A 17,210-nucleotide genomic window follows, 5' to 3' on the forward strand; every position below is an offset into this window, starting at 1 on the left:
GTTCAGCGGCCGGTGCCGCCGTCGGCGTTGGGGCCGGCGTAGTCCTCGCCGTAGGCGCCCTTGGCGGGGCGGCGGCGGCGCATGGGCGGCTCGACGCCGTCGGCGAGCCGGCGGGCGGTGAGGAGGAAGCCGGTGTGGCCGATCATGCGGTGGTCGGGCCGGACGGCGAGGCCTTCGATGTGCCAGTTGCGGATCATGGTCTCCCAGGCGGTCGGCTCGTTGAAGCAGCCGATCTCCCGGATGGACTCCACGGTCCGGGCGAGCTGGGTGGTGGTGGCCACGTAGCAGCACAGGATGCCGCCGGGGACGAGTGCCTTGGAGACGGCTTCCAGGCATTCCCAGGGGGCGAGCATGTCGAGGATGACGCGGTCGACGTCGGTGTCGGACAGGTTGTCCTGGAGGTCGCCGACGGTGAGCTGCCAGGCGGGGTGGGGGCCGCCGAAGTAGCGCTCGACGTTCGCCTGCGCGATCTCGGCGAAGTCCTCGCGGCGCTCGTAGGAGTGGAGCATGCCCTGGTCGCCGATGGCGCGCAGCAGGAAGCTGCTGAGCGAGCCGGAGCCGACGCCGGCCTCGACGACGCGGGCGCCGGGGAAGATGTCGGCGAAGGCGAGGATCTGTCCCGCGTCCTTCGGGTAGACGACGGCTGCCCCGCGGGGCATGGACAGGACGTAGTCGGGGAGCAGGGGGCGCAGCGCGAGGTAGGCGACGTTGCCGGTGGTGCGGACAACGCTGCCCTCGGGAGCGCCGATCAGTTCGTCGTGCGGGAAGGAGCCCTTGTGGGTGTGGAAGTTCTTCCCGGCTTCGAGCGTGAACGTGTAGTGGCGGCCCTTGGGGTCGGTCAGCTGAACCTGGTCCCCGACCTTGAAGGGCCCGCGCCTGCGGGCGGCACCGGTCGGTTCGGACATGTGACCAGCCTACCGGCGTTTGCTGGGGCCGCCGACCACGGGAGGGCGGGCCGTCAGGGGCGGGCCATGGCCTTGACGAAGGCGCGCTCGACGTCGGCGGCGGAGAGGACGCCGTAGATCTCGCCGGTCTCCTCGACGACGAGGTATTCGGTGGCGGGGGTGGCCCGGAGGGTGTCGAGGAGTTCCTCCCCGGCCAGTTCGGCGGAGACCCGCATGCCGTCGGTGAGGTCCTGGGCGAGGCCGCTGACGGCGACCCAGGGGCGGCGGTGTTCGGGTACGCCGACGATGGCGGCCTCGCGGACGAGGGAGAGGGGGTTGCCCTCGGCGTCGACGACGACGAGGGCGCGGGCGCCGGCGGCGTTGGCGCGGCGGAGGGCTTCGGAGAGCGGGGTGTCGGTCTCGACGGGGACGGCCCGTCGGGTGAGGGCGCGGGCCTTGAGTTCGGGGAGGTGTTCGCGCAGGCGGGCCATGCGCAGGCTGTTGCCGGCGCCGGTCCAGATGATCGCGGCGAGGATGGCGGCGAGCAGGGCGTCGGTGACGGTGTCCATGCCGCCGACGTCCTGGTTGCCGCCGCCGAAGGCGCCGGACTGGTTGAGCAGGGGGAGGCCGACGAGGACGGAGATGGCGAGGGCGCGGCCGACCCAGGCGGCGGCGACGGTGCCGCTCATGGGTTTGCCGGTGATCTTCCAGACGACGGCGCGCAGCATGCGGCCGCCGTCGAGGGGCAGGCCGGGCAGCAGGTTGAAGGCGGCGACGATGAGGTTGGAGATCATCAGGCCGGCGAGCAGGACGCCGGGGACGCTGTCCGGCTGTACGGGCTTCATGGCCAGGTAGAACAGTCCGGCCAGGGCGAGGGAGAGCAGCGGGCCGACGAAGGCGAGGACGAACTCGCGTCCTGGGGTCTCGGCCTCCTTCTCGATCTCGGAGACGCCGCCGAAGAACTGGAGCTGGATGCGGCGGACGGGGAGCTTGAAGCGGATCGCGGCGACGGTGTGGGCCAGTTCGTGGACGAGTACGGAGGCGTAGAAGGCGACGGCGAAGAAGAGGGAGACGAGGTAGCGGGCGGCTCCGAGTTCGGGCAGCACCCGGTCGAGCTGGCCGCCGAAGACCCAGGTGATCAGGGCGGCGACGAGGAACCAGCTGGGCGCCACGTAGACGGGGACGCCGAAGGGGCGGCCCATGAGGAGTCCGCCGCCGGGTTCCTTGGGCCGTCGCTGCGGGGGTTCGCCCTTGGCGATGCCGGAGTGGGCGAGGGAGCGGTGTTCGCCGGGGTGCGGGCCGGGGCCGGCCTCGGGCGGCTGCTCGCCGGTGCCGGTGTGGGTGGGACCCGTGGGGCCGGTGGGGACGGTGGCCCCGCCCGTCTCGTGATCGGGGTCCGGGCGCGCGGCCCCGCTGTCCTGTGGCGCGCCGGAGCCGGGGCGCTCGTCCGCATCATGGGATCCGGGGGTGTCGCGGAGGCCGTCGCGGTCGGCCGGGCCGGGCTGCGGGGCGTCGTCGGGCTCCGGACCGGGGTGGTGGCCGGTGGGTCCGTTCGCCGGGGCCGTAGGGGCCGCGGGGTGCTCGGCCGGCTCGTCGTTGCCGGACCGCGGCTGCCCGCTCCCGCCGCTCACGTCCACGCTGTCCCCTCGTTCGAAGCGTCCTCCGCGCCGCGCGGGCGGGAGGTCTCGGGTCGATGGTATGCGGCCGTGGTGGTCCGTTCCGCCCCGGCACCCCTTGTGTTTGCCCCGCTGTCGCGCGCCCTAACGCGGCCCACGGCTGGGTCGCTGTCAGTGCCGGGCCGTATGGTCTGGGGTCATGGACAGCAGCATCGAGGACGCGGGGACCCTGCCGACTCCGCCCGGACAGACCCCTCCGGCGCCGGCGGCGGCCGCCGGGAAGCAGGGAGTGTCCGGCAGGGAGTCGATGGTGCCCGGCGGAGAGCCGATGACGTCCGGCGAGGAGCCGGGGGCGTCCGGCGGCGGGTCGTCGATGTCCGCCGGGGAGCCGATGGAGGCCGGCAGCGAGCCGGTGGTGCCGGCCCAGAAGGCGGTGGCGTCCGCCCAGGAGCCGGCGACGTCCGCCCAGGAGCCGGTAGTGCCCGCCGAGGAGCCGGCGACGTCCGCCCAGGAGCCGGTGCTGCCCGCCGAGGAGCCGGCGACGTCCGCCCAGGAGCCGGTGCTGCCCGCCGAGGAGCCGGCGACGTCCGCCCAGGAGCCGGTGCTGCCCGCAGGACAGCCGGTGGCGTCCGACGGACAGCCGGTGGTGCCCGCCGAGGAGTCGGCGACGTCCGCCCAGGAGCCGTTGGTGTCCGGCGGGCAGTCGGTGGTGGCCGGTGGTGAGGCGGCGGCGGTTGCCCAGGAGGCGGTGGTCGCCGGGGCGGGTGGGGAGCGGGAGGCTGTCGCGCCGTCCTCTTTGTCGCCGTCCCGGGCCGGGGACTTCATGCAGTGTCCGCTGCTGTACCGGTTCCGGGTGATCGACCGGTTGCCGGAGAAGCCGAGCGAGGCCGCGACGCGGGGCACGCTGGTGCACGCGGTGCTGGAGCGGCTGTTCGACGCGCCCGCCGTGGAGCGGACGGCGCCGCGGGCGAAGGCGCTGATCCCCGGGCAGTGGGACCGGCTGCGGGAGAGCCGGCCGGAGGTCGGGGAGCTGTTCGCCGAGGATCCGGAGGGCGAGCGGCTGGCCCGCTGGCTGGGCGAGGCCGAGCGGCTGGTGGAGCGGTGGTTCACGCTGGAGGATCCCGCCCGGCTGGAGCCCGCCGAGCGGGAGCTGTTCGTGGAGGCCGAGCTGGATTCGGGGCTGCGGCTGCGCGGCATCATCGACCGGGTCGACGTGGCGCCCACCGGCGAGGTGCGGATCGTGGACTACAAGACGGGGAAGGCGCCCAGGCCGGAGTACGCGGAGGGCGCGCTGTTCCAGATGAAGTTCTACGCGCTGGTGGTGTGGCGGCTGAAGGGGGTCGTGCCGCGCCGGCTGCAGCTGGTGTATCTCGGCAGCGGTGACGTGCTGACCTACGATCCGGTGCCGGCCGATCTGGAGCGGGTGGAGCGCAAGCTGCTGGCGCTGTGGGAGGCGATCAGGCGGGCCACGGAGACCGGCGAGTGGCGTGCCCGGCCCACGAAGCTGTGCGGTTGGTGCGATCACCGGTCCCGCTGCCCGGAGTTCGGCGGTACTCCCCCGCCCTATCCGCTGCCGGTGCGGTCCGCCGCGGCGGACGGGTAGCGGGCGCGGGCCGCTCCGAGGCCGCCGCCTGCGGCCTGCCGGGGGCAGGGCAGAATGGGGGCGGACTAGCGAAGGAGTGTCACGTGGCCATCCGCGTCCTACTGGTCGACGACCAGCCCCTGCTGCGCACCGGTTTCCGGATGATCCTGGAGGCCGAGCAGGACATCGCGGTCGTGGGCGAGGCCGGTGACGGTCTGCAGGCCCTCGATCAGGTACGGGCCCTGCAGCCGGATGTGGTGCTGATGGACATCCGGATGCCGCGCATGGACGGTGTGGAGGCGACCCGGCAGATCACCGGACCGGGGCGCGACGGCCCGGCGAAGGTGCTGGTGCTGACCACGTTCGATCTGGACGAGTACGTGGTGGAGGCGCTGCGCGCCGGGGCGAGCGGGTTCCTGCTGAAGGACGCGCCCGCGAACGAGCTGGTGCAGGCGATCCGGGTGGTGGCCGCAGGCGAGGCGATGCTGGCGCCGAGCATCACGCGCCGGCTGCTGGACAAGTACGCCACGCATCTGCCGTCCGGTGAGGAGTCCGTGCCGGACACCCTGCACACGCTCACCGACCGTGAGGTGGAGGTGCTGAAGCTGGTGGCGCGCGGGCTGTCCAACGCGGAGATCGCCGCGGATCTGTTCGTCAGCGAGACGACGGTGAAGACGCACGTGGGTCATGTGCTGACCAAGCTGGGGCTGCGGGACCGGGTGCAGGCGGCGGTGTACGCGTACGAGAGCGGACTGGTGCGGCCCGGCGCGAGTTGAGCCGGCGGCCGGGAGCAGAACCGAGGGCGCCCCTTCCCGTGCGGGAAGGGGCGCCCTCGGTGTCGTGCGGGGTGGGCCGTCAGCCGCTCACACCGCGGCCGAGCTCCCACAGCTGGAGCGACGCCACGGAGTTGAGGGCGTAGGAGACGCCCGTGATGTTGTCGCGGGCGGCGACGTACTGCTTGCCCTGCCACAGCGGCAGCACGGGGACGTCCTCGGCGACGGTGTCCTGGATCGCGGTGAGGGTCTTGACCGCGTTGATGCGGTCGGCCTCGCGCCGGGACTCGGGGATCAGGGTGCGCTGGATGGTGCCGTTGGAGTAGGGCGAGCCGAGGAAGTTGCCCTTGTCGAGGAACGGCGCGACGAAGTTGTCGGCGTCGGGGAAGTCGGGGAACCAGCCCATGCCGTAGACGTCGTAGTCGCCCTTGCGCTCGGCGGGCCGGAACGTCGACCAGGGGTGGCCCTGGATGCTGACGTCGAACAGGCCGCTGTCGTTGAGCTGCTTCTGCAGGATCTGGAACTCCTGCTTGGTGGCCGAGCCGTAGTGGTCGGTGGTGTAGTGCAGGGTCAGCTTCACCGGGGTGGTGATGCCGGCCTTCTCGAGCGAGCTCTTGGCCTTGGTGACGCTGGGGTCGCCGTACTGGTTGAAGAACGAGTTGGAGTGGCCGGTGAGGGTGGCCGGGACCAGCGAGTACAGCGGCTGGGCCTGGGTGCCGTAGACCTTGGAGACGAGTTCGCCGCGGTTGATGAGCTGGGCCATGGCCTGGCGGACGGCCTTGTTCTTCACGGTGGGCGCGTTGGTGTTGAAGGCCAGGTAGCGGATCTCGAGGCCCGGCATGTCGACGAGGTCGACGTTGGCCTGGGAGCCGGAGTCCAGCTTGTCGATCTGGGACGGCGACATGGTGCGCGTCATCAGGTCGATGTCGCCCTTTTCGATGGCCTGGCCCATGGCGTCGGCGTCGTCGAAGGAGCGCATCACGACCTCGTCGTTGTTCACCGTCACGCTGCCCTTGTAGGAAGGGTTCTTGGTGAAGGTGGCGGCGACGATCGCGTTGTCCTTGACCTCGGACTTGACCGTGTAGGGGCCGGAGCCGTCGACGTCGAAGCCGTCGCGCAGCTTGTCCTTGGCGTAGTCCTTGGGGTTGACGATGCCCGCGACCGGGGTCGACAGCTTGTACGGGAAGGTGGCGTCGGCCGTCTTGAGGTGGAAGATCACCTCGCGGTCACCCTGGGTCTCGACCGTGTCGATGGTGTTGAGCAGGGCGGCGACGCCGCTGTCCGCGTTGATGCGCAGGGCGCGCTCGATGGAGTACTTGACGTCGGCGGCCGTGACCTTGTCGCCGTCGGAGAACTGCAGGCCCTCGCGCAGCTTGCAGGCGTAGCGCTCGTTGCCGCTGTCGGTGAAGGAGCAGCTCTCGGCGGCCTCGGGGACGGGGTTGCCCTCGCCCTTGGGCTGGGTCATCAGGGTCTGCACCGTCTGGCGCAGGATGTTCCAGGTGCCGACGTCGTAGGCGTAGGCGGGGTCGAGGGGCGCCGGGGCGTCGCTGGTGGCCTCGAACCGGTCCGTGGTGCCGACCACGATGGCGTCCGCGCTCTTGCTCCCGCTGTCGGATCCGCCGCACGCGGCGAGAACCGGCGTCAGCAGGCCGGCCACTGCCGGCAGCACCAAAGTCTTGCGGTTCATGCGGGAGTTTCTCCAGAGCTGTTCGAGTCCATGTACTCGGCATGCATGGGTGGTGCGGCGAGTCACGGGGGTTGTTTCGATGTTCTCGCGACGAGATTAGTCCGCGCCCGCACGGGGGTTGGCGGGCGTGGGAGTTGAGCGTCCATCACGGAGTGAAACCGGGTGTGGACACACCGAAAACCCGACAGCGGCAGGATTAGTGCAGCGTCTCCCCAATCGGGACACAAGGGCGCGCCGCCACGTCCCGGATCGGGACGGTCTGCACACTTGGGCAACGTTGTCGAGGACTGGAGGCGTGGGGAACGTCACACCTGGGGCTCGGAGTTGGCCGTTACCGGAATTCGGCCGTGCGCCCGCGCGGAATTCAGTCTCCGGTGTACCTCCCCGGATATTTGTCCAACACGCCCATTGGGCCCGGTACTCGGCCGGTCCCCGGCCCGGGGGCGCCCGCGTGAACGGCTAGCGCATTCGCGTCATCAGGCCGCGCAGGAATGGCAGGTCGACCTCTTCGAGGGAGGAGACGACGGTGCGCCGTTCGGCCGGGGCGATAGGGGCGATGGAGGGGACGGCGACCACCTGGCAGCCGGCGGCCTCGGCGGCGGCGACGCCGGTGGCGGTGTCCTCGACGACGGCGCAGCGGGCCGGGTCGACGCCGAGTCCGGCGGCGGCGAGCAGGTAGGGGTCGGGGTAGGGCTTGGTGCGCGAGACCTCGTCGCCGGCGATGGAGAGGCCGAAGTGGTGGGGGCCCAGCACGGTCAGCACGCGGTCGATGATGCGCCGGTGGGAGGCGGAGACCAGGGCGGTGGGGATGCCGTGTTCGTGGAGTTCGGCGAGCAGTCTGGCGGCGCCGGGCATCAGCGGCAGGGCCCGGCCGATGCGGGCCTCGAAGCCGTCGTTGAGGAGCACGGAGACTTCGGCGAGGGTGATGGCGGCGCCGGTGGCCTCGATGAGGAAGCCGGCGCTGCGGGTCATGGGGCCGCCGACGACGACGTGCCGCCAGGACTCGTCGAGGACGTGGCCGAGGGCGGCGAAGACCTCGACCTCGACGTCCCACCAGAAGCCCTCGGTGTCCACCAGGGTGCCGTCCATGTCGAGGAGCACCGCCTGCAGGGCGGAGCCTTCGGCCGTACGGGTTCCAAGCGCTGGGACAGTGCTGGTCATCCGGGCGCACCTCCTGGGGGACGACCAGGCCGGTTCCCATGCGGGGAACCGGCCTGCGGTGGACCGACCAGTGTACGTCTCCGGCGCCCGAAGCGCCTCGTTTATCACTCCGGGTCGGGGGTAGCCCTTGAAACACCCCCGTGCAGGCCAGGAGGCCCTTCGGCGTGCCCGGGCGCGGGGGCCGGCGGGTGCGTCAGCGGGCGTTGAAGTACTTGGCCTCGGGGTGGTGGATCACGATGGCGTCGGTGGACTGCTCCGGGTGGAGCTGGAACTCCTCGGAGAGCTGGACGCCGATCCGCTCGGGCCGCAGCAGCTCGGCGATCTTGGCACGGTCCTCCAGGTCAGGGCAGGCGCCGTAGCCGAGGGAGAAGCGGGCGCCCCGGTACTTCAGGGCGAACATGTCCTCCATGGCGGCGGGGTCCTCGCCGCCGAAGCCGAGTTCGGCGCGCACCCGGGCGTGCCAGTACTCGGCGAGCGCCTCGGCGAGCTGTACGGACAGTCCGTGCAGTTCGAGGTAGTCGCGGTAGGCGTTGGCCTCGAAGAGCCGGGCGGTCTGCTCGCCGATCCGGGAGCCGACGGTGACGACCTGGAAGCCGACGACGTCGGTCTCGCCGGACTCCTCGGGGCGGAAGAAGTCGGCGAGGCACAGGCGGCGGCCGCGGCGCTGGCGCGGGAAGGTGAACCGGGTGCGTTCGTTGCCCCGCTCGTCCAGGATGATCAGGTCGTCGTCCTTGGAGACGCACGGGAAGTAGCCGTAGACGACGGCCGCCTCCAGCAGGTTGTCCGTCTGGAGCCGGTCCAGGAGGCCGCGCAGGCGGGGGCGGCCCTCGGTCTCCACCAGCTCCTCGTAGGTCGGGCCGTCGCCGGCGCGGGCCTGCTTCAGGCCCCACTGGCCCTTGAACAGCGCGCCCTCGTCGAGCCAGCTCGCGTACTCCTTGAGCTGGATGCCCTTGATGACGCGGGTGTCCCAGAAGGGCGGGGCGGGCACCGGGTTGTCGGTGGCGACGTCGGAGCGGACGTGTCCCTCCTCGGGGCGCTCCTCGACCTCCACGGCGGCCGTGGCGCGGACCCGGCGCTGGCGCAGTTCGGGCAGCTTGGCGCCGGGCACGCCCCGCTTGACGCCGATGAGGGCGTCCATGAGGCGCAGGCCCTCGAAGGCGTCGCGGGCGTAGCGGACCTCGCCGTCGTAGATCTCGTGCAGGTCCTGTTCGACGTAGGCGCGGGTGAGGGCGGCGCCGCCGAGGATGACCGGGAACCGGGTGCCGAGGCCGCGCTGGTTCAGCTCCTCCAGGTTCTCCTTCATGATCACGGTGGACTTGACCAGGAGGCCGGACATGCCGATGACGTCGGCGCGGTGTTCCTCGGCGGCGTCCAGGATCGCGGAGACGGGCTGCTTGATGCCCAGGTTGACGACGTTGTAGCCGTTGTTGGACAGGATGATGTCGACGAGGTTCTTGCCGATGTCGTGGACGTCGCCGCGCACGGTGGCGAGCACGATGGTGCCCTTGCCCTCGGCGTCGGACTTCTCCATGTGGGGTTCGAGGTGGGCGACGGCCGTCTTCATGACCTCGGCGGACTGGAGCACGAACGGCAGCTGCATCTGGCCGGAGCCGAACAGTTCGCCGACGACCTTCATGCCGTCGAGCAGGGTGTCGTTGACGATGTCGAGGGCGGGCCGGTCCTGGAGGGCCTCGTCGAGGTCGGCTTCGAGGCCGTTGCGCTCGCCGTCGATGATGCGCCGCTTGAGCCGCTCCTCCAGGGGCAGCGCGGCCAGTTCCTCGGCCTTGCCGGCCTTGAGGGACTTGGCGGTGGCGCCCTCGAAGAGCTGCATCAGCTTCTGCAGCGGGTCGTAGCCCTCGGCGCGGCGGTCGTGGATGAGGTCGAGGGCGGTCTGCACCTCTTCCTCGCTGAACCGGGCGATCGGGAGGATCTTGGAGGCGTGCACGATCGCCGAGTCCAGGCCCGCCTTGACGCACTCGTCGAGGAAGACGGAGTTCAGCAGGATGCGGGCGGCCGGGTTGAGGCCGAAGGAGATGTTGGACAGGCCGAGGGTGGTCTGGACGGCCGGGTGGCGGCGCTTGAGCTCGCGGATCGCCTCGATGGTGGCGACGCCGTCCTTGCGGGACTCCTCCTGGCCGGTGCAGATGGTGAAGGTCAGGGTGTCGATGAGGATGTCCTCCTCGCGGATGCCCCAGTTCCCGGTCAGGTCGTCGATGAGCCGTTCGGCGATCTCGACCTTCTTCTCCGGGGTGCGGGCCTGGCCCTCCTCGTCGATGGTGAGCGCGATCAGTGCGGCGCCGTGCTCCCGGGCCAGCTCGGTGACCTTCGCGAAGCGGGAGCCGGGTCCGGCGCCGTCCTCGTAGTTCACGGAGTTGATCACGGCGCGGCCGCCGAGCTTCTCCAGGCCCGCCTCGATGACGTCGACCTCGGTGGAGTCGAGGACGATCGGCAGGGTGGAGGCGGTGGCGAAGCGGCCGGCGAGTTCCTCCATGTCGGCGACGCCGTCGCGGCCGACGTAGTCCACGCACAGGTCGAGCATGTGGGCGCCTTCGCGGATCTGGTCGCGGGCCATCTCCACGCAGTCGTCCCAGCGGCCCTCGAGCATGGCCTCGCGGAACTTCTTGGATCCGTTGGCGTTGGTGCGCTCGCCGATGGCGAGGTAGGAGGTGTCCTGGCGGAAGGGCACGCTCTGGTAGAGGGAGGCGGCGCCGGCCTCGGGGCGCGGGTCGCGGGTGCGCGGGGTGAGGCCGTGGACGCGCTCGACGACCTGGCGCAGGTGCTCGGGGGTGGTGCCGCAGCAGCCGCCGACGAGCGAGAGGCCGTACTCGCGGACGAAGGTCTCCTGGGCGTCGGCCAGCTCGGGCGCGCTCAGCGGGTAGTGGGCGCCGTCCTTGCCGAGCACCGGCAGGCCCGCGTTGGGCATGCAGGACAGCGGGATGCGGGCGTTGCGGGCGAGGTAGCGCAGGTGCTCGCTCATCTCGGCCGGGCCGGTGGCGCAGTTCAGGCCGATCATGTCGATGCCGAGCGGTTCGAGCGCGGTGAGGGCGGCGCCGATCTCGGAGCCGAGCAGCATGGTGCCGGTGGTCTCTACGGTCACGGACACGATGACCGGCAGGTCCAGGCCGAGGGCGGTCAGGCCGCGACGGGCGCCGAGCACGGCGGCCTTGGTCTGCAGCAGGTCCTGGGTGGTCTCCACGAGCAGCGCGTCGGCGCCGCCGGCGACCAGGCCCTCGGCGTTGCGCTGGTAGGCGTCGCGCAGGGTGGTGTAGGGGGCGTGGCCGAGGGTGGGCAGCTTGGTGCCGGGGCCGATGGAGCCCAGCACCCAGCGGGGCCGGCCGTCCTTCGCGGTGAACTCGTCGGCGACCTCGCGGGCGACGCGGGCGCCGGCCTCGGACAGTTCGTGGACGCGTTCGGGGATGTCGTACTCGCCGAGGGCGGAGTGGTTGGCCCCGAAGGTGTTGGTCTCGACGCAGTCGACGCCCACGGCGAAGTACGCCTCGTGGACGGAGCGGACGATGTCGGGGCGGGTGAGGTTGAGAATCTCGTTGCAGCCCTCGAGCTGCTGGAAGTCCTCGAGCGTCGGCTCCTGGGCCTGGAGCATCGTGCCCATCGCTCCGTCGGCTACGACCACACGGGTGGCGAGCGCCTCTCGGAGCGCGGACGCACGGGTCCGGCTGTCGGTGGAAGGGGACGTTGGCGACGAGGCCATGAAGGGGCTCCCTGGGGTGCGACGGCTGTCGGCTATGCGCCTTCCCCGGCGGGAACCGGGGCAGGGCACGGCGTCAGGGTAACCGGGAGTGGGCTTGGATGGGCACCGGCGTCCACGAGGCGGACGCGGGGCGTGCCGGATGGCCGGATCGCCACCGGCGTGCCGCGCGGGATGTAACAGGTGTCGTCCGACCATTGGCGGGAGGTCGACATGGACCGGTAGTGTTCGACATTGCCGAACGGGGTGTTGCACGCTGTTCGGCAATGGTCGAAGGGGACGGAGGGCAGGACGGCGATGGCACGGAACATCCAGTCGCTCGAACGGGCGGCGGCGATGCTGCGGCTGCTCGCGGGCGGTGAGCGGCGGCTCGGCCTCTCGGACATCGCCTCGTCGCTGGGCCTCGCCAAGGGCACCGCCCACGGCATCCTGCGGACCCTGCAGCAGGAGGGCTTCGTCGAGCAGGACGGCGTCTCCGGCCGCTACCAGCTGGGCGCCGAGCTGCTGCGCCTGGGCACCACCTATCTGGACGTGCACGAACTGCGGGCGCGGGCCCTGGTGTGGACCGACGACCTGGCCCGCTCCAGCGGGGAGAGCGTCTATCTGGGCGTCCTGCACCAGCAGGGCGTCCTGATCGTGCACCACGTCTTCCGGCCGGACGACAGCCGGCAGGTGCTGGAGATAGGGGCGATGCAGCCGCTGCACTCCACGGCGCTCGGCAAGGTGCTCTCCGCCTACGACCCGGTGGCGCACAGCGAGGCGATGGAGGCGGACCGCAAGCCGTTCACGGACCGCACGGTGTGCGAGCCGGCGGACTTCGAGCACCTGCTGGACCTCACGCGCGCGCGTGGTTACGCGGCGGACGTGGAGGAGACCTGGGAGGGCGTGGCGTCGATCGCCGCGCCGATCCACGACCGGCGCCGGATGCCGGTGGGCGCGGTCGGCATCGCGGGCGCGGTGGAGCGGCTGTGCCGGGACGGCGAGGTGCGCCCCGAGCTGATCGCCGCGGTACGGGACTGTGCCCGCGCGGTGTCGCGGGACCTGGGCGCGGGGCGTTTCTGACCGGCGGCGATCCGCTGCCGGGCGAAAGCTGATCGAAGCCGGTCGACACCGGCCAATCGAAGGACGACCGGGACGCTGGGCGGCGTTCCGGTTCTCGCCATACCCTGAAATGGACATATCGGGCGAGTGGGTACGTCAGTGCAGGGAAGAGCGATAACCGGCAGCGATCAATAACGATCCTGTTTTCGATAACAGAACCCTTGACGCACGCGTGAAGCCGAAGCGAGACTCCCGTCCATCGGTCGGCATTGTCGAACACCTAACGGCAATACGCGCTAGAGTGTGACAACGCCAAGGGCCGGCATCGCTCTCACCCCCGAGGGCGCCAGAACCCCCGGAGGGACCCGGGGTTCGGTTTCCCTGGACGAAGGACAAAGGAGTCGCGGGTGTCCAGCTCCGACATCTTCATCGGCGAGACCATCGGTACCGCCATACTCATCCTGCTCGGCGGCGGTGTGTGCGCCGCCGTGACGCTGAAGGCCTCCAAGGCCCGTAACGCCGGCTGGCTCGCCATCACCTTCGGGTGGGGTTTCGCCGTACTGACGGCCGTCTACACCTCGGCGCCGCTCTCCGGCGCCCACCTGAACCCGGCCGTGACGCTCGCGCTCGCGATCAAGGACAAGGACTTCAGCAACCTCCCCGTGTACTGGGGCGGTCAGCTGCTCGGCGCCATGATCGGCGCGGCCCTGGTCTGGGCGGCCTACTACGGCCAGTTCCACGCGCACCTCACCGACAAGGAGATCGTCGGCGGTCCGGGTGCGCAGGCCACGACGGCCAAGGCCGTCGAGGCCCAGGAGAAGGGCGCCGGCCCGGTCCTGGGCGTCTTCTCCACCGGTCCGGAGATCCGGAACGCGGTGCAGAACCTCCTCACGGAGATCATCGGCACGATCGTGCTGGTGCTCGCCGTCCTCACGCAGGGCCTGAACGACAAGGGCAACGGCCTGGGCACCCTGGGCGCCCTGATCACCGCGCTCGTGGTGGTGTCCATCGGCCTCTCCCTCGGCGGCCCCACGGGCTACGCGATCAACCCCGCCCGTGACCTCGGCCCCCGCATCGTCCACGCCCTGCTGCCCCTGCCCAACAAGGGCGGTTCCGACTGGAGCTACGCCTGGGTCCCGGTGGTCGGTCCGCTGATCGGCGGCGCGATCGCCGCAGGCATCTACAACGTCGCCTTCGTCTAGGAAGCACCGAGCCTCCGCGCACGCGCCGTACGTAAAGCCCCATCACCACGGATCTTTCAGGAGCACACAGTGACCGACGCCCACACCGCAGGCCCGTTCATCGCCGCGATCGACCAGGGCACCACCTCCTCGCGCTGCATCGTCTTCGACAAGGACGGCCGGATCGTCTCCGTCGACCAGAAGGAGCACGAGCAGATCTTCCCGAAGCCGGGCTGGGTCGAGCACAACGCCAACGAGATCTGGACCAACGTCCAGGAAGTCGTCGCCGGGGCCATCGAGAAGGCCGGCATCACCCGGGACGACATCAAGGCCATCGGCATCACCAACCAGCGCGAGACCACCGTGCTGTGGGACAAGAACACCGGTGAGCCCGTCCACAACGCCATCGTCTGGCAGGACACCCGCACCGACGCCCTCTGCCGGGAGCTGGGCCGCAACGTCGGCCAGGACCGCTTCCGCCGCGAGACCGGCCTGCCGCTGGCCGCCTACTTCGCCGGCCCCAAGGCGCGCTGGCTGCTCGACCACGTGGACGGCCTCCAGGAGCGCGCCGAGGCGGGCGACATCCTGTTCGGCACCATGGACAGCTGGGTCATCTGGAACCTGACCGGCGGCGTCAACGGCGGCAAGCACGTCACCGACGTCACCAACGCCTCCCGCACCCTGCTGATGAACCTGCACACCATGCAGTGGGACCCGAAGATCGCCGAGTCCATCGGCGTTCCGCTGGCGATGCTGCCCGAGATCCGCCCCTCCGCCGAGGTCTACGGCGAGATCACCGGCGGCAAGCTCGGCGACCTGCTGGGCGGCATCCCGGTGGCCTCCGCGCTCGGCGACCAGCAGGCGGCCCTGTTCGGCCAGACCTGCTTCTCCGAGGGCGAGACCAAGTCCACCTACGGCACCGGCACCTTCATGGTGATGAACACCGGTGACAAGATCATCAACTCCTACGCCGGCCTGCTGACCACCGTCGGCTACAAGATCGGCGACCAGCCGACGGTCTACGCCCTCGAGGGCTCGATCGCCGTCACGGGCTCCCTGGTGCAGTGGATGCGCGACCAGATGGGCCTGATCTCCACCGCGGCCGAGATCGAGACGCTCGCGCTCTCGGTCGAGGACAACGGCGGCGCCTACTTCGTACCGGCCTTCTCCGGCCTGTTCGCCCCGCACTGGCGTTCCGACGCCCGCGGTGTGATCGCCGGCCTGACCCGGTACGTCACCAAGGCGCACCTCGCCCGCGCCGTCCTGGAGGCCACCGCCTGGCAGACGCGGGAGATCGCCGACGCCATGGTCAAGGACTCCGGTGACGAGCTGGTGACCCTCAAGGTCGACGGCGGCATGACCGCCAACAACCTGCTGATGCAGACCCTCTCGGACGTCCTGGACGCACCCGTGGTGCGCCCGATGGTCGCCGAGACCACCTGCCTCGGCGCCGCCTACGCCGCCGGCCTCGCCGTCGGCTTCTGGTCCAGCACCGACGAACTGCGCGCCAACTGGCGCCGGGCCGCCGAGTGGACCCCCCGCATGGACGCGGAGACCCGCGACCGTGAGTACAAGAACTGGCTCAAGGCCGTCGACCGGACCATGGGCTGGATCGAGGACGAGAGCTGAGCTGAACCCGACAGCTCTGACGAGGAGTAAGTACCCGACATGACCAGTCAGTCCACCCTGCAGTCCGTGCCTGCCCTGGGAACGCACCCGGCCTCCGGCTCGAACCCGAGCCGAGCCGAGACCAGGGAGCAGCTCGCCAAGGCGTCGTACGACCTTCTTGTGATCGGCGGCGGCATCCTGGGCATCTCCACCGCCTGGCACGCCGCGCAGTCCGGGCTCAGGGTGGCGCTGGTCGACGCCGGCGACTTCGCCGGCGCCACCTCCTCCGCCTCCTCCAAGCTGCTCCACGGCGGTCTGCGCTACCTGCAGACCGGCGCGGTGAAGCTGGTGGCGGAGAACCACTTCGAGCGCCGTGCGGTCTCCCGCCAGGTGGCCCCCCACCTGGCGAACCCGCTCACCTTCTACCTCCCCGTGTACAAGGGCGGGCCGCACGGCGCGGCGAAGCTCGGCGCGGGCGTCTTCGCCTACTCCGCGCTCTCCGCTTTCGGCGACGGCGTGGGCCACCTGCTCTCCCCCGCCAAGGCGGCGCAGGACGTGCCCGAGCTGCGCACCGACAACCTCAAGGCCGTCGCCGTGTACGGCGACGACCAGATGAACGACGCGCGCATGGCGCTGATGACGGTCCGCGCGGCCGTCGAGGCGGGCGCGGTCGTGCTCAACCACGCCGAGGTCACCGGGCTGCGCTTCACCAAGGGCCGGGTCACCGGCGCCGAGCTCAGGGACCGGATGTCCGGCACCGAGTTCGGGGTCAACGCCCGCCTGGTGCTGAACGCGACCGGCCCCTGGGTCGACCACCTGCGCCGGATGGAGGACGCGAACGCGGCGCCCTCGATCCGCCTGTCCAAGGGCGCGCACCTGGTGCTCAAGCGCACCGCCCCGTGGAAGGCCGCGCTGGCCACCCCGATCGACAAGTACCGCATCACCTTCGCCCTCCCCTGGGAGGACATGCTGCTGCTCGGCACCACCGACGAGGAGTACGAGGGCGACCCGGCGGACGTCTCGGTCACCGAGAAGGACATAGCCCAGATCCTGGACGAGGCCGCGTTCTCCGTCCGGGACCAGCAGCTCCAGCGCGACCTGATGACCTACGCGTTCGCCGGTCTGCGGGTGCTGCCGGGCGGTCCCGGCGACACCGCCAAGGCCAAGCGCGAGACGGTCGTGACCGAGGGCAGGGGCGGCATGCTGTCCGTCGCGGGCGGCAAGTGGACGACCTTCCGGCACATCGGCCGCACCGTGATGCAGAAGCTGGAGGAGCTGCCGGGCCACCCGCTGGGCGACGACTTCGAGCCGATCTCCTCGCTGCCGAAGAAGCTGCCGCTGCCCGGCGTCGCCAACCCGCGCGCGGTCGCCCACCGCCTGCTGGTGGACCACCCGGCGCCCGGCCCGCGCATGGCCGCCGACACGGCCAGGCACCTGGCCACCCACTACGGCTCGCTGGCCTTCGACATCGCCCGGCTGGCGAACGAGCACCCGGAGCTGGCCCAGCGCGTCCACCCGGACGCCCCGGAGATCTGGGCGCAGGTCGTCTGGGCCCGCGACCACGAGTGGGCCGAGACCACGGACGACGTGCTGCGCCGCCGCACCACGCTGACCATCCGCGGCCTCGCGACCGACGAGGTCCGCGCCAAGGTCCAGGAGCTGCTCGACAAGAAGTAGGACCGGGCGGCGGCCGGCCCCCTCCCTGACCGGGGCCGGCCGCCGTCGCCGCGCCGGAACCCGCCGCACCGGGTCCGGTAGGCCGCGAGGGGCGGCTCCACGCCGATGGAGCCGCCCCTTCCGGCTGCCCCCCCCCGGCTGTGGAACGGCGCGGTCCGGCGGGGGCGCGCCGGGTGTTCCGGGGTGGTGAACGGGGCAGTGATCCGGGCAGCCCCCGGTCAAGGGGGTCGCGGGCGCTCCCGCCGGACGCCGTAAGGTTGGGTGGTCAGGCGAGAGCACGTCGGAAGGAGGCAC

At 71.2% G+C, this 17,210-nt stretch carries 11 protein-coding genes; 6 read left to right on the top strand and 5 right to left on the bottom strand.

Annotation, left to right across the window (positions count from 1 at the left end):
* Positions 1-2: 2 nt before the first annotated feature.
* The gene (locus tag ACZ7JA_RS26510; protein ID WP_067050546.1) at positions 3-905 is read right to left on the bottom strand and encodes a tRNA (adenine-N1)-methyltransferase; all 903 of its coding nucleotides are present in this window, start codon (positions 903-905) and stop codon (positions 3-5) included.
* A 53-nt stretch (positions 906-958) separates the two neighbouring features.
* On the bottom strand, positions 959-2,521 hold the full coding sequence (locus ACZ7JA_RS26515; RefSeq protein WP_470810755.1) for a site-2 protease family protein: 1,563 nt from the start codon (positions 2,519-2,521) through the stop codon (positions 959-961).
* A gap of 685 nt (positions 2,522-3,206) precedes the next feature.
* Here ACZ7JA_RS26515 and ACZ7JA_RS26520 point away from each other — a divergent pair.
* Both ACZ7JA_RS26520 and ACZ7JA_RS26525 read left to right on the top strand, forming a co-directional pair.
* Positions 3,207-4,103: a RecB family exonuclease gene (locus ACZ7JA_RS26520; protein WP_389448708.1), complete on the top strand. Its 897-nt coding sequence runs from the start codon at positions 3,207-3,209 to the stop codon at positions 4,101-4,103.
* 83 nt (positions 4,104-4,186) lie between these two features.
* Positions 4,187-4,858 (top strand): response regulator transcription factor, encoded by a 672-nt coding sequence (locus tag ACZ7JA_RS26525; RefSeq protein ID WP_351664131.1) that lies wholly within the window; start codon positions 4,187-4,189, stop codon positions 4,856-4,858.
* Between the two features lie 79 nt (positions 4,859-4,937).
* Here ACZ7JA_RS26525 and ACZ7JA_RS26530 read toward each other — a convergent pair whose 3' ends face one another.
* From ACZ7JA_RS26530 to metH, 3 genes are all read right to left on the bottom strand, one after another.
* On the bottom strand, positions 4,938-6,542 hold the full coding sequence (locus ACZ7JA_RS26530) for an ABC transporter substrate-binding protein (protein ID WP_351664133.1): 1,605 nt from the start codon (positions 6,540-6,542) through the stop codon (positions 4,938-4,940).
* Between the two features lie 459 nt (positions 6,543-7,001).
* Positions 7,002-7,703 (bottom strand): HAD family hydrolase, encoded by a 702-nt coding sequence (locus tag ACZ7JA_RS26535; protein ID WP_351664135.1) that lies wholly within the window; start codon positions 7,701-7,703, stop codon positions 7,002-7,004.
* Positions 7,704-7,896: 193 nt separating this feature from the next.
* Positions 7,897-11,412 (bottom strand): methionine synthase, encoded by a 3,516-nt coding sequence (metH, locus tag ACZ7JA_RS26540; RefSeq protein WP_450751420.1) that lies wholly within the window; start codon positions 11,410-11,412, stop codon positions 7,897-7,899.
* 294 nt (positions 11,413-11,706) lie between these two features.
* Here metH and ACZ7JA_RS26545 point away from each other — a divergent pair, with 294 nt between their 5' ends.
* The 4 genes from ACZ7JA_RS26545 to ACZ7JA_RS26560 all read left to right on the top strand — a co-directional run bounded on the left by ACZ7JA_RS26545 (position 11,707) and on the right by ACZ7JA_RS26560 (position 16,916).
* On the top strand, positions 11,707-12,471 hold the full coding sequence (locus tag ACZ7JA_RS26545; protein WP_199209936.1) for an IclR family transcriptional regulator: 765 nt from the start codon (positions 11,707-11,709) through the stop codon (positions 12,469-12,471).
* 386 nt (positions 12,472-12,857) lie between these two features.
* Complete coding sequence (locus ACZ7JA_RS26550; protein WP_351664139.1) at positions 12,858-13,652, top strand: MIP/aquaporin family protein; 795 nt, start codon at positions 12,858-12,860, stop codon at positions 13,650-13,652.
* A gap of 69 nt (positions 13,653-13,721) precedes the next feature.
* Positions 13,722-15,260, top strand: coding sequence for a glycerol kinase GlpK (glpK, locus tag ACZ7JA_RS26555; RefSeq protein WP_351664141.1), 1,539 nt, complete (start codon positions 13,722-13,724; stop codon positions 15,258-15,260).
* Positions 15,261-15,299: 39 nt separating this feature from the next.
* The gene (locus tag ACZ7JA_RS26560; protein WP_389304679.1) at positions 15,300-16,916 is read left to right on the top strand and encodes a glycerol-3-phosphate dehydrogenase/oxidase; all 1,617 of its coding nucleotides are present in this window, start codon (positions 15,300-15,302) and stop codon (positions 16,914-16,916) included.
* Positions 16,917-17,210: the final 294 nt, after the last annotated feature.

It is taken from the genome of Streptomyces sp. NPDC038135 (assembly GCF_055601245.1).